The sequence below is a fragment of the Marisediminicola sp. UYEF4 genome (genome assembly GCF_040546025.1).
Taxonomy (GTDB): Bacteria; Actinomycetota; Actinomycetes; order Actinomycetales; family Microbacteriaceae; genus Marisediminicola.
This window is the reverse complement of sequence record NZ_JBEPNA010000012.1, coordinates 1-20,819: the sequence shown is the minus strand read 5'-3', so window position 1 is coordinate 20,819 and position 20,819 is coordinate 1. Positions and strand designations below refer to the sequence as shown.

The following is a 20,819-nucleotide window of genomic DNA, read 5'->3' as shown; positions in this document are numbered from 1 at the left end:
CGGTGATCGCCAACACACGGCTGTTCTGGATCCTGACGGTATTCTTCGCTCTCCTTGCCGTGGTCTACACGGTGTGGTCGGTCATCGACTTCAACAACACACCGGAAGCCATCCGGCGCGTCTCGGCTGTCGAGTGGGCTGGCACGATCGCGATCTCGTTGACCGCGATCCTGTCGGCGCTCATCGCGTTCTACCTGGGCCGCACCCACTCGGCACAGGGCGGGGAGCTGCCGGAAGACCGCCTCAACGCGAACATCGACGACGGCGACGCTGAGCAGGGGTTCTTCAGCCCGTGGAGCTGGTGGCCCATCATGCTCGCCGGCGGAGCGGCGCTTCTGTTCCTCGGCATCGCCGTGAGCGTCTGGATGGCACCGATCGGCGCCGCCCTGACCGTGCTCAGCCTCGTAGGCTGGATGTATGAGTACTACCGCGGCAACTTCGGTCGCTAAGCCCATCAGTATCAGGGCGGCGACTCTCGACGACGCGGACGCGATCTTTGGGCTGCTCGCCCAGCTCGAGAAGGGTGACGCGCCCGAGCGTCCGGCATTCGAGGCGGCGTACGCCAGCAACATCCGCAACTCAGACGATCACCTGCTGCTCGTGGCGACTGACCACGACGGCAAAGTGACCGGCTACGCGTTCACAACGCTCGCGCGGTTGTTCCACACCAACGGCATTGCGGCTCACCTGCAAGAGTTGGTCGTCGATGAGGCGAGCCGCGGCCAGCGGGTCGGTACCGCCCTGGTGGGCGCTGTCGAGCGCGAGTGCCGGGCCCTGGGCGTGCGCCAGCTGACCGTTGCGAGCCGTCGCGGTGCGGCGTTCTTCTACGAGGGACTCGACTATCGCTCCACCGCCGACTACCTGAAGAAGAGCTTCGACGCGTCGGTGTGAGCGGACGTTCGGGACAGCCCGGTCTGTGCACTCGACTGAGGCGTTGCGAGGGGACGGCTGGTGTCCCTCACAGACCACTCGTGGCGCGTCTCGTGGGAGATGTGCCTTGGGGATGTCCGTGAGTGCATGTGCCTCCGCTGTCAGACTCTGGGTCGCGGAAGGGGCTGCGTGGGACGCCCAGGTGAGGTGACCTCCGTGTGTGATATCCGCGCTCGCACAGACTCACTCCGGGCGCAGGTAAGGCAGTGCGTCGAGTGAGCCTGTTGGCGCCGAGCGTGTGTGGTGAAACCGGCACATTCGACGTCAACGAGCACTCTCGACGGGCCGATGCGCGATTGCGACGTTGGGTGGAGGGGCGAGCCGTGCCGCTGTCGCGGCACGCGGCATCCCGCGCCCGCCACACAGAAACGGCGCCCGGACCGAAGTCCGGGCGCCGTTCTTCGTGCGTGGGTGACCTAGTGCGACGCGGTCTCGCGCTCGAGCTCGGTCGTTGTGGCCGGCGCGATGCGGTCCTCGAAGAACCAGGACGACAGGCCGGCACGGGCGCGCTGGGCGACCGAGATGCGGCCCTTATCGTCGGGGCGCACCATGAGCGGCTTGTAGTCAAGGTAGCTGACAAGCTTCCAGCGCTCGTAGTCGTCGAGCTGCTCGTGAACCTCAATGTACTCGCCACCCGGCAGGCGCACGATGCGTCCAGACTCGTAGCCGTGCAGGGCGATCTCTCGATCCTTCTTCTGCAGACCGAGGCAGATGCGCTTGGTCAGGAAGTAGGCCAGTACCGGCCCGATCACCAGCAGCCACCGCAGCGTGATGATTGTTCCCTCGATCGTGACGAGGAAGTGGGTCGCGATGAGGTCGGAGCTCGCCGCCGCCCAGAGGACCGCGTAGAACGTGACACCCGCCGCACCGATCGCGGTACGAACCGGCGCGTTGCGCGGACGCTCGGCGATGTGGTGCTCGCGCTTGTCGCCCGTGATCCACGCCTCGATGAAGGGATAGAACGCGACAAGTCCGAGGAAGATCGGCAGGATCGCCAGGGGCACCAGTACGCCGAGGGGATAGGTGTAGCCGAGGAGGACAACATCCAAGCCCGGCATGAGCCGCAGCGCACCATCGGCGAAACCGATGTACCAGTCCGGCTGGGTGCCCGCCGACACCGGTGACGGGTCGTAGGGGCCGTAGGCCCAGATCGGGTTGATCTGGAAGAACGCACCGAGCAGCATGATCACGCCGAAGACGATGAAGAAGAACCCACCGGCCTTGGCAGCGAAGATCGGCATGACGGGAACGCCGACGACGTTGTCGTTCGTGCGGCCGGGGCCCGCGTAGTGGGTGTGCTTGTTGATGACCATGAGCAGCAGGTGGGCACCGAGTGCGACGACAAGGATCGCCGGCAGCAGCAGGATGTGCAGCACGAACAGGCGGGGGATGACCTCGACGCCGGGGAATTCGCCGCCGAAGAGCAGCCAGGAGATCCAGGTGCCGATGAGCGGGATCGCCTTGACCATGCCGTCGATGATGCGCAGACCGTTACCGGAGAGCAGGTCGTCGGGGAGCGAGTAGCCGGTGAAGCCCTCTGCCATCGCGAGAATGAACAGCACAAAGCCGATGAACCAGTTGAGCTCGCGCGGCTTGCGGAACGCACCCGTGAAGAAGACACGAAGCATGTGCAACCCGATGGCGGCGATGAACAGCAGCGCAGCCCAATGGTGCACCTGGCGCATGAGGAGACCACCGCGGATGTCGAAGGAAATGTCGAGGCTGGATGCCATCGCTGCCGACATCTCAAGGCCCTTGAGCGGCACGTAGGAGCCCTCGTACTCGACCTCGGTCATCGACGGGTCATAGAAGAAGGTGAGGAATGTGCCCGAGAGCAGGATGACGACGAAGCTGTACAGGGCGATCTCGCCGAGCATGAACGACCAGTGGTCGGGGAAGACCTTGCGGCCCAGTTCCTTGACCAGACCGGAGACGCTCGTGCGCTCGTCGATGTAGTTCGCCGACGCGTTGGTGAATCGCTGGCCTCGGGTCGCCGGTGCCGTCGATGCGGCAGGAGTGGTGTCGGCGGATGCTGTGTCTGTGGCGCTCATGAGCGTTCCCAAAAGCTAGGACCGATTGGCTCGAGAAAGTCCGACTGGGCGATCAGGTAGCCGTCGGAATCGACGGAGATGGGGAGTTGCGGGAGGGGCCGTGAAGCGGGCCCGAAAATGACCTCACAGTGGTTGGTCACGTCGAAGGTCGACTGGTGGCAGGGGCAGAGCAGGTGGTGCGTCTGCTGCTCGTACAGCGCCACGGGGCAGCCGACGTGCGTGCAGATCTTCGAGTACGCGACGATGCCGTCATACGACCAGTCGGCGCGTTCGGGAAGTTCGTTGAGGTCTTCCGGCTTGAGGCGGATGAGCAGCACCGCCGCCTTCGCCTTCTCCTCGAGCTTGTGCTCCTTCTCGAGCAGGCCGTCGGGGATGACGTGGAAGACCGAGCCCAGGGTGACCTCGGATGCACGGATGGGGGTGCCCGTCGGGTCGCGCGTGAGGCGCATGCCCGGCTCCCACATGGTGGTCATGAGCGCTTCGGCGGGGGAGCCGGCCGGCCCGAGGTCGCGGAACAGAACGATCGCGGGGATCGGTGTTGCGATGAGCGCACCGATGAGGCTGTTTCGGATGAGGGCGCGGCGTCCGAAACCGGACTCCTCATTGCCGAGCTGGAAAATCTCTACTGCACGTTCCCGCGTCGCGTCCGACCCACGGGTGGGGTGACGCATCTCCACCATCTCGTCGGCCTTCATGAGCGTCTTCGCCCAATAGACCGCACCGATTCCGATGCCGAGGAGCCCGAGCGCGATGCCGAGACCCAGAAGGGCGGTGCTGAGGCGGAGGGTCGCGTTGTCGCCGGGAACGAGCGGGATCGCAGAGTACGCGGCGACCGCTGCGACGCTTCCGATGATCGACACGTAGAAGAGGGTGTAGACGCGGCGCTCGGCCTGCTTCGCCTTCTTCGGGTCGAGATCAGTCACCCGCGGGCGGTGTGGCGGCAGGCCGGGGTTGACGAACGCGTCGGCGACCTCGACGGCCGTGCCTGACGCGACACGGCTCGATTCGATCCGGTCGACAGCCGAGCCGGCAGCGGCGGATTTCTCGCCGGTGTCGTGCTGTGCCATGGTCTTCCCCTTCGATTGCTGCGCTGTAGGTGTTGAGTTGCGGGGGCGGAACGGCCTAGTTGGCCTTCGATGCGATCCAAATCGTGACGCCAACGAGGGCGCCGAGCCCGAAGATCCAGATGAAGAGGCCTTCAGAAACCGGTCCGAGGCTTCCGAGGTCTGCACCGCCCGGAGACGGATTGTTCTCGAGATACTGAAGATATGTGATGATGTCGGCCTTTTCCTGAGGTGACAGGTTGAGGTCGCTGAACACCGGCATGTTCTGCGGGCCGGTGACCATGGCCTCGTACACGTGCACCGGTTGGACGCCGCCCAGAGCCGGGGCGTACTTGCCCTCGGTGAGCGCTCCGCCGGCTCCGGCGACGTTGTGGCACATCGCACAGTTGACGCGGAACAGCTCGGCACCCAGGGTGGCGTCGCCGTCGGCCTGCAGGTAGCGCTCCTCGGGGATCTCCGGTCCCGGCGCGAGCGAGGCCACGTAGGCCGCCATCGCGAGGGTCTGCTCCTCGGTGAACTGCGGTGGCTTTTTCTGGCCCTGGGGACCGCTTGCCGCGAGGGGCATGCGGCCGGTGCCGACCTGGAATTGCACGGATGCCGCGCCGACGCCGTAGAGGCTCGGCCCCGCTTCGGTGCCGGCGGCGCTGAGGCCGTGGCAGGTCGCGCAGTTGGCGGCGAAGAGTTTCTGGCCCTCGTCGACCATGGTCTGCGTCACCGCCGTGTTCGTCTCGGCTGAGGCGGTGGAGCTGAACATGGCGTAGGCGCCACCGGTCGTCAGGAGCCCGACGAGGATGAGGGCGACAGTCGCGAGGGGATGGCGTCGGCCCGATTTGCGGCCGTTCGAGTTGCCTCGTGCGGGTGAGGAGAGTGTGCGCATGCTGTGCGGGTTCCCGATCCTATTTGAGTACGTAGATGACCAGGAAGAGCCCGATCCAGACGACGTCGACGAAGTGCCAGTAGTAGGAAACGACGATCGCGCGAGTCGCTTCCCGGTGACCGAAGTTCTTGACGCTGAACGCGGTGCCGATCACGATCAGGAAGGCGATGAGCCCTCCGATCACGTGAGCGCCATGGAACCCGGTCGTGATGTAGAACGCGGAGCCGTAGGAGTTGGTGCTGATCGACAGACCCTCGCTCACGAGCACCGCGTACTCGTAGATCTGGCCGGTGACGAACACGGCCCCCATGGCGTAGGTGAGGAAGAACCACTCGACCATTCCCCATTGGGAGATCTTCCAGCCGGTGGCCCTGGGCTGCAGGCGTTCGGCGGCGAAAACGCCGAACTGGCAGGTCACCGAGGACAGGACGAGGATGATCGTGTTGGTCAGCGAGAACGGGATGTTGAGAAGCCCCGCCTCCGATTCCCACAACTCCGGCGACGTGGAGCGGAGAGTGAAGTAGATCGCGAACAGGCCGGCGAAGAACATGACTTCACTGCCGAGCCAGACGATTGTGCCCACCGCGACAACGCTGGGGCGATTGACGACTGGAGCCCCGACAGAGCGAGAGAGAGAAGTTGTGGACACCTCCCCATTATGTCCGATATCGAGGGACGCTTTTGTCATTCCGCTGGACAGTTGCAGGGAAAAGCTAGGATCGCAGTCATGCTTTCCGAGACCACCTGGCCCGCTTTGCTCAGTGCGCTCCTAGAGGGCGAGCACTTGTCTATCAGCGAAGCCTCATGGGCCATGCAGGAAGTGATGGCGGGCTCCGCGTCGCCCGCGACGCTCGCCGCTTTTCTTGTCGCCCTGAGGGCGAAGGGCGAGACCGTCGACGAGATCGTCGGCTTTCGTGACGCCATCCTCGCCAACGCCGTTCCGCTCGAGGTCGACCCGATGGCACTCGACATCGTGGGCACCGGCGGTGATCGGTTCGGCACGGTGAACGTATCGACCATGGCCTCCGTCGTGGCTGCGGCATCGGGGATCCCGGTGGTCAAGCACGGCAATCGGGCGGCCAGTTCGGCATCCGGATCCTCCGATGTGCTGGGCGCACTCGGGCTCAATCTGGACCTGTCGCCCGCGCGTGTCGCTGAGGTGCTCGGCGAGACGGGTATCACCTTCGCGTACGCCGCGCTGTTCCACCCCGGGTTCCGGCACGCCGGCCCCACCCGCCGCGAGCTCGGGATCCCCACGGTCTTCAATTTCCTGGGCCCGCTCTGCAACCCGGCGCGGCCGGAGGCTTCCGCGGTCGGCGTTGCGAACGCCGAGAAGGTGCCGCTCATCGTCGGCGTGTTCCAGACGCGGGGCGCGACGGCGCTCGTCTTCCGCGGCGACGACGGGCTCGACGAACTGACGACGACCGGTCACAGCCACATCTGGGAGGTCTCCCGGGGGGCCGTGACCGAGCACGATCTCGATCCGCTCGACCTCGGCATCCGCCGGTCGAAAATGGCCGATCTCGTCGGGGGAGACGCCGCGCACAACGCGGGCGTAGCACGGGCCACCCTTGCGGGGGAGACCGGCGCGGTCCGCGACATCGTGCTGCTCAACGCCGCCGCCGGGATCGTCTCGTTCTCGCTCGCGGCCGACCATCAGCAGGCGCAGCTGCCCCTGCTCGACCGCTTCCGTGCCGCGCTCGTGACGGCCGAGGAGGCGATTGACTCGGGCGCGGCGATCGCCAAGCTCGACGCGTGGGTCGCGGTCACCGGGCGCGACGCGTAGGCGCCGCTACACGTCGATGCGGTAGCCGCGCTTGATCACCGTCGCGACGAGTGCGGGGACCGGCAGCGCCTGGCGCAGCCGGCTGATCGCCACGTCGACCGCGTGGTCGTCGAGCGGGTCGGGGAGCGCGTCGGTGAGGTCACGCCGGGAGACGACGCCGCCGCGCGCCGCCAGAAGGGTGCGTGCGAGGGTCAGCGAGGTCGGCGCAAGGGTGCCCTGGGCGCCGCCGATCGAGATGAGTCGCCCGCGCAGCTCGACGAGCCCATGGGCGGACTCCAGGCGCACGACCCGCCTTTCGGAGAGGTGTTCGCAGACGAGACGGATGAGGGCGCCCATCCGATAGCGCTCGGGAATGAGTGGAGCGATGCCCGCGGCGACGAGGGGCGCGGCCGTCACATGGCCGACGGCGGCCGCGACGACGGTATCGGCAAACGCATCGAGCACGTCCTCGAGCCTCCCGACGCTGTCGGCGGCGGCGAACAGAGCATCGACCGCTGGCGCGCTCGTGAAGGTGACGGCGTCTACCGATCCGGCGCAGATGGCCTCGATGAGCTTGACGACGGGGGCGGCATCGCTGGGCAGGAGCCACCGGTACGGCGCGACGCTCAGTACGGTGGAGCCCGCGGCGCGCAGCCGGTCGAGCTGGGCCTCGTCGGTGAATCCGTGCATCTGCACCGCGACCGTCAGCCCCTCAGCCCCCTCCGCGATCACGCGGTCGACGAGGGAGGCGGTCGTCTCCTCGTCGCTCATCCCCGAGTCGTCCAGTCCGGCGGCGCGGATTGCGCCTCTCGCCTTCGGTCCGCGCACGAGGATCCGCGTGTTCTCCAGGGTCGAGGTCAGCTCGAAGCCGACACCTGCGGCGTCCGCGGCCTCGAACCAACGACGGATCCCATACGACGTCGTCGCCAGCAGCACATCGGGCCTCGCGAGGATGATGGCGTGCGTGTCGTGGGTGACGAGGGCGTCGTCGTCCGCGGGGGCGATGCGGATGGCGGGGGCGTGAAGCACCTCGGCGCTGCGCCGCTCGAACGCGGCGATGAGGTCTTCCGAGCGGCGGTCCGAGGTGACGCCGATCCGGAATCCGGCGAGCTGGTCCGGCCGGAACCCGGGCAGCGCGGCATCTGTCGACGCGCCGGCGGCGTCGTTAGCGTCGGAACGTGTGCCGGTCACGGGGCCTCCCTCACGGTGCCGAACCTGCCGGGGTTCGCGCGTCATGGTCATGCGGATGACGCGAGGGAGACTGTGTCGTGCAGCAACCGGGCGGCCTCGGCGTCACTGCTTCCGGCCAATCGTACGACCTCCCCGATGACGATGACGGCCGGTGACCTCGCCCCCGTCTGCTGCGCCACCCTCACGATGCCGGCGAGGGTCGCGATCGTGGTGCGCTGGCTCGCGGAGAAACCTCGCTCGATGAGGGCGACGGGTGTGTCGGGGGAGAGCCCCCGGCGCATCAGTCCCGCCGCGAGGTGGGGGAGGGTGGCGACGCCCATGAGCACGACGACGGTTCCACCGAGGCCAGCGAGGTGGCCGAGCTCGTCGTCGCTCAGGGGGGCGTGGCCGGAGACGACCGTGAACAGGCGGCTGAGTTCGCGGTGCGTCACCGGGATGCCTGCGGTGCCCGGAACAGAGATCGCGCTCGTGACGCCCGGGACGACGCTCACGCTGACTCCCGCGTCGCGGCAGGCGATGACCTCCTCGCCGCCGCGCCCGAAGACGAAGGGGTCGCCGCCCTTGAGGCGCACGACGGTGCGGCCGGCGAGCGCGTGCTCGACGAGCATCCGCTCGATCTCGCGCTGCGGAACAGCGTGGTGGCCCGGGGTCTTGCCCACATTGACGTGGGTGGCGCCCGGCGCCCACTCCTCGAGCCGGTCGCGCGGCCCGAGGAGGTCGTAGAGCACCACGTCCGCGCCGCGCAGGGCACTCATCGCGGCGACGGTGAGGAGGCCGTCGTCGCCGGGGCCGCCGCCGACGAGCGTGACCCGGCCGGTCGCGGAGACGGATGCCGGCTGCTCGCGTGTGAGCCAGACGCGGCGCTGCCGCGCGGCGCGCGAGACGGCCGAGTCGATCGCCTCGACGGGGTCGACCGCGATCACGAGGTCGACCGCGCCGACCAGGTCGCTCCAGCCGGAGCGGGTCGTGGGCAGCAGCACCCGGTCGACCCCGGTCGGCAGAACGTCGAAGGTGTCCGAGACGAGGAAGACGGCGGCACCCGCGGCAAGGCACCTCGCGATCGTGCGGCGGGCGGGCCGGGCGCCGCCCGCGACGAGCACGCGGCGGCCGGAGAGGTCGAGATTCAGGTCCATGTCACTGCGCCGTTCGTGTGGTGGAGTTCTGCCGGAGTGCCGGTCGGAGAGGGATCGTCGGGCCCGACAGCGACACCGGACCGGTGCGGGCGGGCGCCTCGTCGTCTGAATCCCGCTCGTTGGGCCAGGCGGGCCGGGGCTGGTCCCGCTCGATGACCTGCACGAGGGCCGGGTCGGCGGTGTCGGGCGCGTTGACGAATGACCGGAACCGACGCAGCCGCTCCGGGTCCTTGAGCGTCGCGGCCCACTCGTCCTCGTAGTTGTCGACATGCGCCGCCATGGCGGTCTCGAGCTCGTCGGCGATCCCGAGCGAGTCGTTGCAGACGACGTCGCGCACGTGGTCGATCCCGCCCTCGAGTTCCTCCTGCCAGCGCGCGGTGCGCTGCAGCCGGTCGCCGGTGCGGATGTAGTACATCAGGTAGCGGTCGATGTAGCTGATGAGGGTATCGTCGTCGAGGTCCTGGGCGAGCAGCTGGGCGTGAACCGGCTGGTAGCCGCCGTTGCCGCCGACGTAGAGATTCCAGCCCTGCTCGGTGGCGATGATGCCAATGTCCTTGCCGCGGGCCTCGGCGCACTCCCTGGCGCAGCCGGAGACCCCGAGCTTGAACTTGTGCGGTGCGCGCAGGCCCCGGTAGCGCAGCTCGAGCTGGATGGCCATCGCGACGGCATCCTGAACACCGAACCGGCACCAGGTCGATCCGACGCAGCTCTTCACCGTGCGCAGGCTCTTGCCGTAGGCCTGCCCGGACTCGAAGCCCGCGTCGACCAGGATGCGCCAGATGTCGGGGAGCTGCTCGAGGCGTGCCCCGAACAGGTCGATCCGCTGTCCGCCGGTGATCTTCGTGTACAGCCCGAAGTCGGCGGCGACTTCGGCGATGACCTTGAGCTTCGCCGGGGTGATCTCGCCGCCGGGGATGCGGGGGACGACCGAGTAGGTGCCGTCCTTCTGCATGTTCGCGAGGGCCCGGTCGTTGGTGTCCTGGAGGGCGCCGCGGCCGGAGTCGAGGATGTAGCCGGCGTTCTGGGTGGCGAGGATCGAGGCCATGACGGGCTTGCAGACGTCGCAGCCGAGCCCCTGCCCGAAGCGCTCGATGATCTGCTCCGAGGAGGAGAGTCCGAGTATGCGGACCGACTCGAACAGCTCGCTGCGGCTGAGCGAAAAGTGCTCGCACAGCGCCCGGGACACCTCGACGCCGGCCTTGGTCAGCTCCGTCTCGAGGATCTTCTTGACGAGCGGCACGCACGAGCCGCACTGGGTGCCGGCGCGGGTGCAGGCCTTGAGCGGGCCGAGTTCGGTGCACGCCTCGCCGTGATCGCCCCTGACGGCTTCGCGCACGGCGCCAACGGAGACGTTGTTGCAGGAACACAGTTGCACGTCGTCGGGCAGCTCGGAGCCGGCGGGCGCCTCAGCTCCGGCCGCGGAGAGGTAGGCGCCGGGTTCGGCCGGCAGCTCCCTGCCGAGCAGCGGGCGGAGCGCCGAGTAGGGCGACGCGTCGCCGACGAAGATGCCGCCGAGCAGGGTCTTCGCATCGTCGGTGACGACGATCTTCTGGTAGAGGCCGCGGGCCGGGTCGGCGTAGACGACCTCGAGTGCGTGCTCGGTTTTCGCGAGCGCGTCGCCGAAGCTCGCGACCTCGACTCCGGAGAGTTTGAGCTTGGTCGCGTCGTCGATGCCGGGGAACAGTGCGGTGCCACCGTGCAGGCGGTCGGCGACGACCTCGGCCATCGCGTTCGCCGGGGCCACGAGGCCGACGCAGGTGCCGTCGACGCTCGCGACTTCGCCGATCGCCCAGATGCCGGGATGCGAGCTCGAGCAGTCCTCACCAATGGCGATCCCGCCGCGCGGGCCGAGGTCGAGGCCAGCGGCACGCGCCAGCTCGTCCCGCGGGGTGATGCCGATCGAGAACACGACGAGGTCGGCGTTCAGGTGCCGCCCATCGGTGAGGGTGACGCCGAGCACGCGGCCGGAGTCGGAGAGGAGCACCTCCGACGGCCGATTGCCGAGGGCCAGCGTGATTCCCTGCGCCTGGATCAGGCGGCCGAGGGCCTGGCCGGCGCCCTCGTCGAGCTGCGCCGACATGAGCCAGCGGCCCGAGTGCACGATGGTGGACCGCGCGCCCAGCCGCTGGAGCCCGCCGGCGGCCTCCAGACCGAGCAGGCCGCCGCCGACAACGACAACGTTGGCCGGCCGCCGGAGCTTCGCGGCGAGCCTCGCCACCTCGCCGACGAGGAAGTCGACGTCGTCGATGGTGCGGTAGACGTAGCCCGACTCGGCGCCGGGGATTGCCGGCACCGTCGCCGACGATCCGGTCGCGATGACGAGGTCGTCGTAGCGGATCGTGGTGCCGTCCGCGAGGGTCACCGTGCGGGCGGCCGGGGCGATGCTGTCGACGCGATGGCCGCCGACGAAGTCGACCCCGGGGGATTGCCACAGGCTCACGTCGCCCAGGGTCAGGTCCTCGGTGTCGACGAGGCGGCGCGAGAGGGCGACGCGGTCGTAGGGCAGGTGCGCCTCCTCGCCGATGACAGTGATCGATGTCGTGGGGGAGCCGGATGCCTGGCTCCCGCGGGCATGCATCGCCTCGGCGAAGCGGTGCGCCGCAGGCCCGCCACCGATGACGATCACGTCGCGTGTGGTGGCAGCGGCGCCGGAGAGATCGGACTGGTCCATGGTGTGGCGTGCCTTCCGAGTCGGTATCGGCCCAGCCTAGAAACGGCGCGTTTCCCGCCCGTTGCGCTGACGTAACAATGTGTGACAGAGCGGTCACGGCGACGAGGGCGCCGTGAGAGGTCTTTGTTACTCGATTGTCACGCGGCAGGTCCATGCCTGAAATTTGCGCCTCCTAGCGTGGGCATGGCCACCCCGACCCAGGAAGGCCAGGTGATCCCGTGTCGATAGCTGTTTTCCCCTCCGTCACCGCGGCGCTGCGCTGGGAGCGCGTCTGTGACCTCGACGCGATCGAACCGCTGTGGGGTGAGGCCGCCTTGATCGACGGGGTGCAGGTCGCCCTGTTCCTCGTTCCCGACGGCCGCCTCTACGCCGTCACGAACCGCGATCCGGCGACGGGCTCGTTCGTGATGTCCCGCGGCATCGTCGGGTCACGGGGAGACAGGCCGACCATCGCGTCGCCGCTGCACAAGCAGGTGTACGACCTTGCCACGGGCGAGTGCTTCACCTCGACCGACCTCGCCCTCGACTCCTACCCGGTGCGGATCGACGGGGGAGTGGTGCTCGTGGGCCTGCCCGCGCGCCTGCCGGAGGCGGCCGCGGAATCGATGTGAGCGCCGCACGGCCGGTGCTCGTCGCCGCGTCCCACGGGACAAGTGACCCGGTCGGCGACAGGGCCGTCGCGGCGCTTGTGCGGGCCGTGGTCGCCGCGAAGCCGCACACGATGGTGCTCGGCTCGTTCGTCGACGTGCAGCACCCGAGTGTGCCCGAGTCGATCGCGGCGATCGAACAGGGCAGGTCGGTCGTCATTGTGCCCCTGCTGCTGTCCGCGGGTTTCCACGTGCGAGTCGACCTTCGGATCGCCGCCAGGGATGCGGCGCCGCGGCCAGTCACCGTGACCGGAGCGCTCGGTCCCGACGCGCGGCTCGCCGAGATCCTCGCGTCGCGGCTCGACGAGGTCGGACTGCGTGCGGGTGACCGGGTCGTGCTCGGCGCCGCCGGGTCGAGCGATGCCCACGCCGTCGCTGACTGCCACCTCATGGGCCGCCTCCTGGCCGAGCGACTCGGCCGCCCGGTCTCGGTCGGCTTCCTCTCTGCCGTCGACCCGGCGCTGAGTGCCGCGGTGGCCGCCGAGCGGGCCGCCGCGCCAGGGGCCAGGGTCGTCGTCGCCAATTTCCTTCTCGCGCCGGGCTACTTCGACAGCCTCGCGCGCGCCGCCGGCGCCGACGTGGTGACCGCGCCCCTGCTCGCCGCGGGGGAGCATCCGCCCGCCCTGCTCGTCGACGTCGTCTCCGACCTGTACGACGCGGCGGCCTGCTCCGGCCGCGCCGCAGCCGAAAGTGACGGGCATGTTTCGTCGGCCTATCAGGGGTCGCTCCAGCCGGTGACGAAGCGGTGACGGGAAAGTAACCGGGGCAACGGCTGCCTGAAACAGGGCAACCGTAGCGTCGAGACACGAAGACCCAGCATGAGCACATTTTGGCTAGAGGAGACACAGCATGAGCACCACGACAACGGGCAACTCACCGATTGATACCGCCACGGAGACTCCGGCGCTCGTTCACCGGCCCGGCCGCTGGATCGACAACTGGAACCCCGAGAACCAGGCGCAGTGGGAGGGCGGCGGCAAGGTCATCGCCCAGCGCAACCTGAAGTGGTCGGTCTTCGCCGAGTTCCTCGGCTTCGTCGTCTGGCAGCTGTGGAGCATCGTCGTCGTGCAACTGCCTGCGGCGGGCTTCAACTTCGACATCGGCCAGACCTTCTGGCTCATCTCCATGCCGGCCCTCGTCGGCGCGACGCTGCGGTTCCCGTACACATTCCTGGTGCCCAAGTTCGGCGGGCGAAACTGGACGATCATCTCGGCGGCCCTTCTGCTGATCCCGTCCACGGCCCTCGGCTTCGCCGTGAGCAACCCGGAGACCCCGTTCGGCGTGATGCTCTTCGTCGCCGCCCTCGCCGGATTCGGCGGGGGGAACTTCGCGAGCTCGATGTCGAACATCAACTACTTCTTCCCGCAGCGAGAGAAGGGCGTCGCCCTCGGGCTCAACGCCGCGGGCGGCAACCTGGGCGTCTCGGTCGCGCAGATCGTCGTGCCGATCGTCATCACGATCGGTGCCGTCGGAACCCTCAACATCCATCTCGCCGGGTGGCTCTGGATCCCCTTCATCCTGATCGCGGTCTGGGGCGCCTACAAGTACATGGACAACGTCTCGAGCGCCAAGGCCGACTTCGCCGCCTCCGCGGCGGCCCTCCGCGAACCGCACCTGTGGATCATGTCGCTGCTCTACATCGGCACCTTCGGCTCGTTCATTGGCTTCGCCGGCGTCTTCCCGAAGCTCATCTCGACCCAGTTCCCCGAGTTCTCGACCTTCCAGATCGGCGCCGCGGCAGTGTCGCTCGCCTTCATGGGCGCCCTCGTCGGATCGCTCGCCCGGCCCTTCGGCGGCAAGCTCGCCGACCGTTTCGGCGGTGCCCTGGTCACGTTCTACGCCTTCGCAGTGATGGCGATCGGTGCCGTCACGGTCATCCTGATCCTTCCGGTCGGCAACTTCTGGTTGTTCCTCGGGACCTTCATGCTCATCTTCGGCGCCACGGGCATCGGCAACGGGTCCACCTATCGCATGATCCCCAGCATCTTCGCGGCCCGCAGCGGAGTGAAGGATGCGCACCTCAACTCGGGCGATGTGGGCACGCAGCGCAAGACCGCCGCGGCCATCGGCATCATCTCGGCCATCGGCGCGTACGGAGGATTCATCATCCCGCAGGTGCTCGGCGCGTCGCTCGCCTCGACCGGGAGCTATGCCAACGCGATCTACGCCTTCATCGCGGCCTACGTCGTGCTCATGGGGGTCACCGCGTTCTTCTACCTGCGCCGCAACAACTCGGTCGCCGGGCAGCGCATCTAGCGGCATCCGCCGGGCGCGCGCTGAACGAACAGACGACAGGGACGAGGACTGATGAGCATGGCAACCGTGGGCGGCACAGCCTCGCACTGCCCCTACTGCGCCCTGCAGTGCGCGATGACCCTCACGCCCTCCCACCCGACCGGCGGCGTGTCGACACCGGCCGCCCCCGGCGGGCGTCCCCTGCTCGCCGTGTCCGGGCGGGAGTTTCCGACCAACCGCGGCGGGCTGTGCACGAAGGGCTGGACGGCCGCGGAGCTGATCGCCTCGCCGGAGCGCATTCTCGAACCGATGGTGCGCCGGCCGGACGGCACTTTCGCCGCGGCATCCTGGGCGGACGCCCTCGACCTCGTCGCGGCGCGCCTCGCGACGACCCGAGTCGAGCACGGGGCGGATGCCGTCGGCGTGTTCGGCGGCGGCGGGCTCACCAACGAGAAGGCGTACCAACTCGGCAAGTTCGCGAGGATCGCCCTCGGCACCTCGCGCATCGACTACAACGGCCGGTTCTGCATGTCGTCGGCGGCGGCAGCCGGCAATCGCGCCTTCGGTGTCGACCGTGGGCTGCCGTTCCGGGTCGAGGACCTCGACGCCGCCGACACCATCCTCATCCTCGGCTCGAACGTCGCCGAGACCATGCCGCCGTTCATCGCCCACCTTGAGGGGGCGCGCGCCGCGGGCGGCCTCCTCGTCGTCGACCCGCGCCGCTCCGCGACAGCGAGGCTCACCGACGACGGCGCGGGCCTCCACGTGCAGCCCACCCCCGGCAGCGACCTCGTGCTGCTGCTCGGGCTCATCAACATCGTGATCTCCGAGGGACTGGTCGACGCGCCCTACATTGAGAGCCGCACCGTCGGCTTCGACGCCCTCCGCCGAAGCGTGAGCCAGTGGTGGCCCGAGCGGGTGCAGTCGCAGACGGGAGTTCCGGCCTGGCACCTGCGCGACATCGCCCGGCGGCTCGCGCGCGGGCGGGGCACCTATATCCTCACCGGGCGGGGCGTCGAGCAGCACGTCGACGGCACCGATACCGCGACCGCCGCGATCAACCTCGCCCTCGTGCTCGGCCTCGTCGGCACGGCCGACTCGGGCTACGGCACCCTCACCGGTCAGGGCAACGGCCAGGGCGGCCGGGAGCACGGGCAGAAGTGCGACCAGCTGCCCGGCTACCGCAGGATCACCGATCCCGCCGGGCGGGCGCACGTCGCGAGCGTCTGGGGGGTGGACGCCGACAGCATCCCCGGCCCAGGGCTCCCCGCCGTCGAGATGCTCGCCGAACTCGGCGGGAGCATCCGCTGCCTGCTCGTGCACGGGTCGAACATCGTCGTCTCCGCCCCCGACGCGGGCCGGGTGCGCGCGGGCGTCGAGGCGCTCGACTTCCTGGTGGTCTGCGACTTCTTCTTCTCGGAGACCGCGGCTCTGGCCGACGTCGTGCTGCCGGTCACCCAGTGGGCCGAGGAGGAGGGCACGATGACGTCGCTCGAGGGCAGGGTCATCCGCCGCCGCCGTGCGCTCGACCCCCCACCCGGCGTGCGCGGTGAACTGTGGATCATGCGCGAGCTCGCCCGCAGGCTCGGCTCCACCTCGAGCTTCAGCGACGACGCCGAGACCGTGTTCGAGGAGCTCTGCCGCGCGTCGGCCGGCGGGATGGCCGACTATTCCGGCATCCGCTGGTCGGCGCTCGACGCGGGGGAGGAGGCGTACTGGCCCTACCCGGCAGGCTCGGCAGGCACCCCCCGGCTGTTCCTGGACAGGTTCGCCCACCCCGACGGCCTCGCCCGCCTCGTCGCCGTGAGGGCGCGCTCGGTGATCGAGCCCGCCCAGCTGGACGGAACCCTCACCCTCATCACCGGTCGCCTGCTCGAGCACTACCAGTCCGGCGCGCAGACCCGGCGAGTGCCCGAGCTCGCGGCGGCGCGGCCCGACGCCCGCGTGCAGCTGCACCCGGCGACCGCCGCCCGGCTCGGGATCGGCGACGGTGACGAGGTCGACCTGTCCAACCTCCGCGGCACGGTGCGCTGCCGCGCCGAGGTGACGACGGGCATCCGACACGACACGGTGTTCCTGCCGTTCCACTTCGCCGGACGCCAGTGCGCGAACCTGCTCACCGAGGGCGCGACCGACCCGGTATCGGGAATGCCCGAATTCAAGAAGACGACAGTCCGGCTCGTGGCCGTCGGAAAGGAGAGCATCCGTGCCTGAGAACCTCGCCCCGCGTCCGGAGGCAATCGTTCTCGTCGGCTACGGCCCGGTCGGTGCCCGATTCGCCGAGGAGCTGTTGCCCCTCGTGCGCGCGGGCCTCGCCGAGCTCACCATCGTCGGAGCCGAGGCAGCGGATGCCTACAACCGGGTGCTCGTCGCCGAGTACGCCGTCGGGCATGCCGCCCGCGACGCGCTCGAGATCACCGATCCGGGGGCGGCGAGGGACGCCGGCGTGCGCATCCTCACCGGGGTGAGCGTCGTCTCGATCAACCGCACCCGTCGCACCGTGACCCTCGGCGACGGCGAGGACCTCGCCTACGACCGGCTCGTGCTCGCGACCGGGGCACGCGCGAACGTCCCCACCCTCGCCGGCGTCACCCGTGTGAGGAGGGACCGGATGCGGCCTCCGCGAGACCCCGCGACCCTCGACTCGGCCGAGGCGCCGCTTCCGCGCGGGATCACGGCCCTGCGCGACCTGGCCGACGCCGACGCCGTTCTCGAGGCGGTGCGCGCCGGACGACGGATCGTCGTGCTGGGCGCGGGGGTGCTCGGGATGGAGATCGCCCTTGCCGCGGCCCGCGGCGGCGCCGAGGTGTGCGTCGTGCACCATGGCCCGACCCCGATGGCGCGCAACCTCGACCGTGGTGGCGGCAGTGTGCTGACCAGTGCGGCGCGCCGCGCCGGCGTGAGCATGGTCGCCAACTCCCGCGCGGAGAGCGTGGTGTACCACCTCGACGATGACGGCGTCGAACGATTCGACGGGCTTGTCTGCGCCGACGGCAAGCAGATTCGGGGCGACCTTCTGCTGCTGTCGTGCGGTGTCGGCGCGCGCACCGAGCTGGCGCAGCTTTCCGGCCTCTCCGTTTCGATGGGGGTGCTCGTCGACGAGCGGCTCAGCAGCTGGGATGACCCGCGGATCTTCGCTATCGGCGACTGCGCGCAGATCGCGCCGCGCCAAGCTGTCGGCGCGTCGTCGGCCGCGCCGTCCGGCGCGCCATCCGGACTCGTCGGTCCCGGCTGGCGGCAGGCCGACTGGCTCGCGGCGAGCTTCGCGGCGGAGCTCGGCGCATCCGCCCCTCTCGACGGGCCCCCACTCGCCGCCGAACGCCCCGCGCTCGTCCTGCTGAAGGCGGAGGGCATCGACGTCGCGGCCGCAGGCGACGTCACGATGGAACCGTGGGATGACACCGGGTCGGATCATTCCGGCGACTGCGCCGCAGCGCCGCGGCGGGTCTCGCAGTGGGCCGACCCCGAGCATGGGCGTTACGTCAAGATGGTCACCCGCGCTGGGGTTCTCGAGGGCTTCGTCTGCGTCGGCATGCCGCGCACCGCCGCCGAGCTCACCCTGCTCTTCGAGCGCGGCAGCGAGTTGCCCGCCGACCGGTCGGTGCTGCTGCGCTTCGACGGCCCCGACTACGAGGACGCCGCGGGAGCCTTCGCCCCCGACGCGACGGTCTGCTGGTGCAACGGGGTGACCGTCGGTGCCATCTCCGACTCGGCGGCGAAGGGCAACGACACGGTCGCGTGCATCGGTTCCGCCACCCGTGCCGGCACCGGATGCGGGGGCTGCAAGGTCCGGATCGGCGAGGTGCTCGAGCAGTTCGCCCGCTCCGCGGAACCGCAGGAGCTCGTACCCTGACCCGGCCCTTCGATCGGTGGCCCGCCCTGTCCGGGCGCTACCAGGGGAGTGGCACCGTCTCGACCCGAGACCCGGCGGAGGCGCCGCCGGGCGGGATCACCGCGACACCATCGGAGGCGGCGAGCCCGCGGAGCATGCCGGAGCCCTGGCGGGAGGTGGGCACGGCGCCGTCGGCGCGGAGAGTGAAGGTCACGAGCCGTGTCTGGCCGCCCTCGTTGTGCACGTCGCCCGCGAGCGTCACGGTGCCGAGGGCGGCGAGCGGGCGCCCGAGCAGACCGTCGACGAGCGGCATCCCGATGCTCGCGAGGGTCAGCATCGCCGCGAGCGGATTTCCGGGCAGGCACAGCATCGGACGGTCGCCAGGGAGCAGGGCGAGCATGACCGGATGCCCGGGCCGCATCGCGACGCCGTCGATGACGAGGGTCGCCCCGAGCGCGCGGAGTGCCCCGCGCACGTGGTCGGCGGCGCTTCCCGCGGTGCCGCCCGTGCTCAGCACGAAGGCGGCCGAGCTCGCCCCGAGCGCGTCGGTCGTGGAGGCGAGGTCGTCGGACAGGTGTCGCAGCTCCCGCACCCGCACCCCGACCCCCGCGAGCAGCGCCGGGAAGTGGGGAGAGTACGCGTCGCGCACGAGCCCGGGCGCCGCAATTCCCGAGCCGATGACCTCGCTGCCCAGCAGCACGACATCCGCCGTGGGTGCCTTCCGCACCGGCAGGGAGTCATAGCCGGCGACGGCCGCGAGGGCGATGCGCGGCGGGGTGAGGATGACTCCGGATGACGCCAGCGGTTCTCCCTCGGCGATCTCCTCGCCGATGTGGCGCACGTGCTCGCCGGCGCCCGGCTCGTCGGGGCGGGCGGATGGGGCGAGAAGGAGCATCCCGTCGCGCGTCGCGCCGTGCTCGGAGCGGAGCACGCCGCGGGAGCCGTCGGGGACGGGGCCGCCCGTCGTGATCGCCCGCGCCGTCCCGGCGGCGAGTGGCGCCGCGGAGGGACGGTCGCCCGCGTGAATCGGAGCACCCAGCTGCCAGGGCGAGTCGCCGGCGACGACCCAGCCGTCCATGGCGGACGAGGCGTAGCCGGGCAGTGGAGCGAGAGCGGTGATCTCCCTCGCGAGGGTGCGGCCGGTGGCATCCGCGATCGGAACGAACTCGACACCGCCGGACCGGGCGCGGCCGGTCTCGTGCGCGAGCCGCCGCGCCTCGGACCAGCTGATCGCCGCGGGGTGCCTGCGGCTCATGACCCAGTCGATTCGGGCGTCACTGGGCACCGTCGCGGGTCACGCCATGCTCGACGGCGAGCCGGGCGGCGATCTCGGAGATGCGGCGCACGTCGTCGGGGGTGCCGCCCGCACGCGCGGCGGCGTAGCCGACGAGGAAGGTTGTGAGCGGTGCAGCCGGACGGGCGACGCCGTGCGCGGCGTCCCTGGCGACGTCGAGCAAGATGTTCACATCGATGTCGAGGTCGATGCCGAGCTCGGTGCAGAGCTGGGCGAACCAGCTGTCAAGGGTCGACGCTCTGGTGGCCGGATTGGTCGAGTTGTCGTCGGTGGGCACGTGGCGCTCCCTGTGAATCGAGGCCTGCCGACTTCGTCGACGCCGACCGGATTGGTTCGTGGCAGCCGTTCGGCCCCTGTTCCAGCTTAACCAGCGGTGGAGTGCGGAGGAATCACGATGCCCACGCCGGCGGCATCCTCCGGGGTGTCGATGTCGGCGCACCACTCGTCGGGGAGTGTCAACTCGCGCAGCGTGAGCGTGTCGAGAAGGCGCCGCACCGGGAGGTTCTCCGGCGACGGCGCACGCGCGACGGCGCGGCGGAGCGCCGCGGTGCGGTAGACGGCGAGGAGCGGTTGGCGTTGCCCCGACCCGTCGATCGCGAGGACCCCGTCGATGTCGTCCGGCAGCTCGGCGGATGCCGCGAGGAGAGCGGGCATCGCTTCGCCGACCCGCGGCAGGTCGCCAGCGGTGACCGTCGTGAAGGGGGAGGTGCTGTCGTGGAGAGCCGCGATCCCGGTGGCGACCGCCGCGGCCGGGCCGCCCCACGGCGGGGACTCCCGCACCCGCTCGACCCTCGCAGGCAGGGGGAGCATGTCACCGCCGACGACGCAGATCCGCGCGGCCGACTTCACGGCGTCGAACGCACGGTGGATGAGCGGGACCCCCTCGAACTCGAGCGAGGTCTTGTCGATGCCGCCGAGGCGGGATGCGCGTCCCCCGGCGACGATGATCGCGTCGTAGGCGGGGGAGTGAGGCACGGGACAGTCAGGCACGCCACCATGCTAGGCGAGACCACGAAGCGGCCGTGTCGAGACCCTGGGGTGTCGACACGGCCGCTGGGGGTCCTGTTCTGTGGGGCGGGGTGTGGGTTAGTTGACGTCGGCGTCGACCCAGTCGAAGGTCTTGGTGACG

At 69.7% G+C, this 20,819-nt stretch carries 18 protein-coding genes; 8 read left to right on the top strand and 10 right to left on the bottom strand.

All coding sequences use genetic code 11. The features are described from left to right. Positions 1-2: 2 nt before the first annotated feature. On the top strand, positions 3-449 hold the full coding sequence (locus tag ABIB15_RS11180; RefSeq protein WP_354478364.1) for a cytochrome c oxidase subunit 4: 447 nt from the start codon (positions 3-5) through the stop codon (positions 447-449). Then, on the top strand, positions 418-891 hold the full coding sequence (locus tag ABIB15_RS11175; RefSeq protein WP_354478361.1) for a GNAT family N-acetyltransferase: 474 nt from the start codon (positions 418-420) through the stop codon (positions 889-891). Before ABIB15_RS11180 ends, ABIB15_RS11175 begins: the two co-directional genes overlap by 32 nt. Positions 892-1,346: 455 nt before the next feature. On the opposite strand, the gene qcrB is transcribed toward ABIB15_RS11175, so the two are convergent. The 4 genes from qcrB to ctaE are packed head-to-tail and all read right to left on the bottom strand — an operon-like array spanning position 1,347 to position 5,610. Further along, entirely contained in the window at positions 1,347-2,981 is a 1,635-nt protein-coding gene (gene qcrB / locus ABIB15_RS11170; RefSeq protein ID WP_354478358.1) for a cytochrome bc1 complex cytochrome b subunit, read from the bottom strand. After that, complete coding sequence (gene qcrA, locus ABIB15_RS11165; RefSeq protein ID WP_354478356.1) at positions 2,978-4,048, bottom strand: cytochrome bc1 complex Rieske iron-sulfur subunit; 1,071 nt, start codon at positions 4,046-4,048, stop codon at positions 2,978-2,980. The genes qcrB and qcrA overlap by 4 nt, the downstream gene beginning before the upstream one ends. A gap of 55 nt (positions 4,049-4,103) precedes the next feature. Next, positions 4,104-4,922, bottom strand: a complete 819-nt coding sequence (qcrC, locus tag ABIB15_RS11160) for a cytochrome bc1 complex diheme cytochrome c subunit (protein ID WP_354478353.1) — start codon at positions 4,920-4,922, stop codon at positions 4,104-4,106. A gap of 19 nt (positions 4,923-4,941) precedes the next feature. Then, the gene (gene ctaE, locus ABIB15_RS11155; protein ID WP_354478350.1) at positions 4,942-5,610 is read right to left on the bottom strand and encodes an aa3-type cytochrome oxidase subunit III; all 669 of its coding nucleotides are present in this window, start codon (positions 5,608-5,610) and stop codon (positions 4,942-4,944) included. A 39-nt stretch (positions 5,611-5,649) separates the two neighbouring features. On the opposite strand from ctaE, the gene trpD reads away from it, so the two are divergent. Beyond that, entirely contained in the window at positions 5,650-6,708 is a 1,059-nt protein-coding gene (trpD, locus tag ABIB15_RS11150; protein ID WP_354478348.1) for an anthranilate phosphoribosyltransferase, read from the top strand. 6 nt (positions 6,709-6,714) lie between these two features. Here the strand turns inward: trpD and ABIB15_RS11145 are convergent, their stop codons facing one another. From ABIB15_RS11145 to nirB, 3 genes are read right to left on the bottom strand one after another with little or no spacing between them, the layout of a single operon-like run. After that, the gene (locus ABIB15_RS11145; protein WP_354478345.1) at positions 6,715-7,878 is read right to left on the bottom strand and encodes a uroporphyrinogen-III synthase; all 1,164 of its coding nucleotides are present in this window, start codon (positions 7,876-7,878) and stop codon (positions 6,715-6,717) included. A gap of 47 nt (positions 7,879-7,925) precedes the next feature. After that, a complete protein-coding gene (cobA, locus tag ABIB15_RS11140; RefSeq protein ID WP_354478342.1) occupies positions 7,926-9,011 on the bottom strand; it encodes a uroporphyrinogen-III C-methyltransferase in 1,086 nt (361 codons plus the stop codon). Position 9,012: 1 nt separating this feature from the next. After that, positions 9,013-11,682 (bottom strand): nitrite reductase large subunit NirB, encoded by a 2,670-nt coding sequence (nirB, locus tag ABIB15_RS11135; protein WP_354478339.1) that lies wholly within the window; start codon positions 11,680-11,682, stop codon positions 9,013-9,015. 218 nt (positions 11,683-11,900) lie between these two features. Here nirB and nirD point away from each other — a divergent pair, with 218 nt between their 5' ends. The 5 genes from nirD (at position 11,901) to ABIB15_RS11110 (ending at position 18,417) form a co-directional block, all read left to right on the top strand. Further along, positions 11,901-12,293, top strand: coding sequence for a nitrite reductase small subunit NirD (gene nirD / locus ABIB15_RS11130; RefSeq protein ID WP_354478336.1), 393 nt, complete (start codon positions 11,901-11,903; stop codon positions 12,291-12,293). Continuing rightward, on the top strand, positions 12,290-13,078 hold the full coding sequence (locus tag ABIB15_RS11125; RefSeq protein ID WP_354478335.1) for a sirohydrochlorin chelatase: 789 nt from the start codon (positions 12,290-12,292) through the stop codon (positions 13,076-13,078). Before nirD ends, ABIB15_RS11125 begins: the two co-directional genes overlap by 4 nt. Before the next feature lie 100 nt (positions 13,079-13,178). After that, positions 13,179-14,585 (top strand): MFS transporter, encoded by a 1,407-nt coding sequence (locus tag ABIB15_RS11120; RefSeq protein WP_354478332.1) that lies wholly within the window; start codon positions 13,179-13,181, stop codon positions 14,583-14,585. 57 nt (positions 14,586-14,642) lie between these two features. After that, a complete protein-coding gene (locus tag ABIB15_RS11115; RefSeq protein WP_502908955.1) occupies positions 14,643-16,778 on the top strand; it encodes a molybdopterin oxidoreductase family protein in 2,136 nt (711 codons plus the stop codon). Next, positions 16,771-18,417: an FAD-dependent oxidoreductase gene (locus ABIB15_RS11110; RefSeq protein ID WP_354478327.1), complete on the top strand. Its 1,647-nt coding sequence runs from the start codon at positions 16,771-16,773 to the stop codon at positions 18,415-18,417. Before ABIB15_RS11115 ends, ABIB15_RS11110 begins: the two co-directional genes overlap by 8 nt. 37 nt (positions 18,418-18,454) lie before the next feature. Here ABIB15_RS11110 and ABIB15_RS11105 read toward each other — a convergent pair whose 3' ends face one another. The 3 genes from ABIB15_RS11105 to mobA all read right to left on the bottom strand — a co-directional run bounded on the left by ABIB15_RS11105 (position 18,455) and on the right by mobA (position 20,680). Beyond that, positions 18,455-19,651: a molybdopterin molybdotransferase MoeA gene (locus tag ABIB15_RS11105; protein ID WP_354478324.1), complete on the bottom strand. Its 1,197-nt coding sequence runs from the start codon at positions 19,649-19,651 to the stop codon at positions 18,455-18,457. 19 nt (positions 19,652-19,670) lie between these two features. Continuing rightward, positions 19,671-19,967, bottom strand: a complete 297-nt coding sequence (locus tag ABIB15_RS11100) for a DUF6457 domain-containing protein (RefSeq protein ID WP_354478321.1) — start codon at positions 19,965-19,967, stop codon at positions 19,671-19,673. Positions 19,968-20,053: 86 nt separating this feature from the next. After that, a complete protein-coding gene (gene mobA / locus ABIB15_RS11095) occupies positions 20,054-20,680 on the bottom strand; it encodes a molybdenum cofactor guanylyltransferase (RefSeq protein ID WP_354478319.1) in 627 nt (208 codons plus the stop codon). Positions 20,681-20,819 lie beyond the last annotated feature (139 nt).

Excerpts from the sequence above, each read along its gene's own strand:
- ABIB15_RS11175 (WP_354478361.1), top strand. The coding sequence starts at position 418 with ATGAGTACTACCGCGGCAACTTCGGTCGCTAAGCCCATCAGTATCAGG.
- qcrB (WP_354478358.1), bottom strand. The coding sequence starts at position 2,981 with ATGAGCGCCACAGACACAGCATCCGCCGACACCACTCCTGCCGCATCG.
- qcrA (WP_354478356.1), bottom strand. The coding sequence starts at position 4,048 with ATGGCACAGCACGACACCGGCGAGAAATCCGCCGCTGCCGGCTCGGCT.
- qcrC (WP_354478353.1), bottom strand. The coding sequence starts at position 4,922 with ATGCGCACACTCTCCTCACCCGCACGAGGCAACTCGAACGGCCGCAAA.
- ctaE (WP_354478350.1), bottom strand. The coding sequence starts at position 5,610 with ATGACAAAAGCGTCCCTCGATATCGGACATAATGGGGAGGTGTCCACA.
- trpD (WP_354478348.1), top strand. The coding sequence starts at position 5,650 with ATGCTTTCCGAGACCACCTGGCCCGCTTTGCTCAGTGCGCTCCTAGAG.
- cobA (WP_354478342.1), bottom strand. The coding sequence starts at position 9,011 with ATGGACCTGAATCTCGACCTCTCCGGCCGCCGCGTGCTCGTCGCGGGC.
- nirB (WP_354478339.1), bottom strand. The coding sequence starts at position 11,682 with ATGGACCAGTCCGATCTCTCCGGCGCCGCTGCCACCACACGCGACGTG.
- ABIB15_RS11120 (WP_354478332.1), top strand. The coding sequence starts at position 13,179 with ATGAGCACCACGACAACGGGCAACTCACCGATTGATACCGCCACGGAG.
- ABIB15_RS11115 (WP_502908955.1), top strand. The coding sequence starts at position 14,643 with ATGGCAACCGTGGGCGGCACAGCCTCGCACTGCCCCTACTGCGCCCTG.
- ABIB15_RS11105 (WP_354478324.1), bottom strand. The coding sequence starts at position 19,651 with ATGAGCCGCAGGCACCCCGCGGCGATCAGCTGGTCCGAGGCGCGGCGG.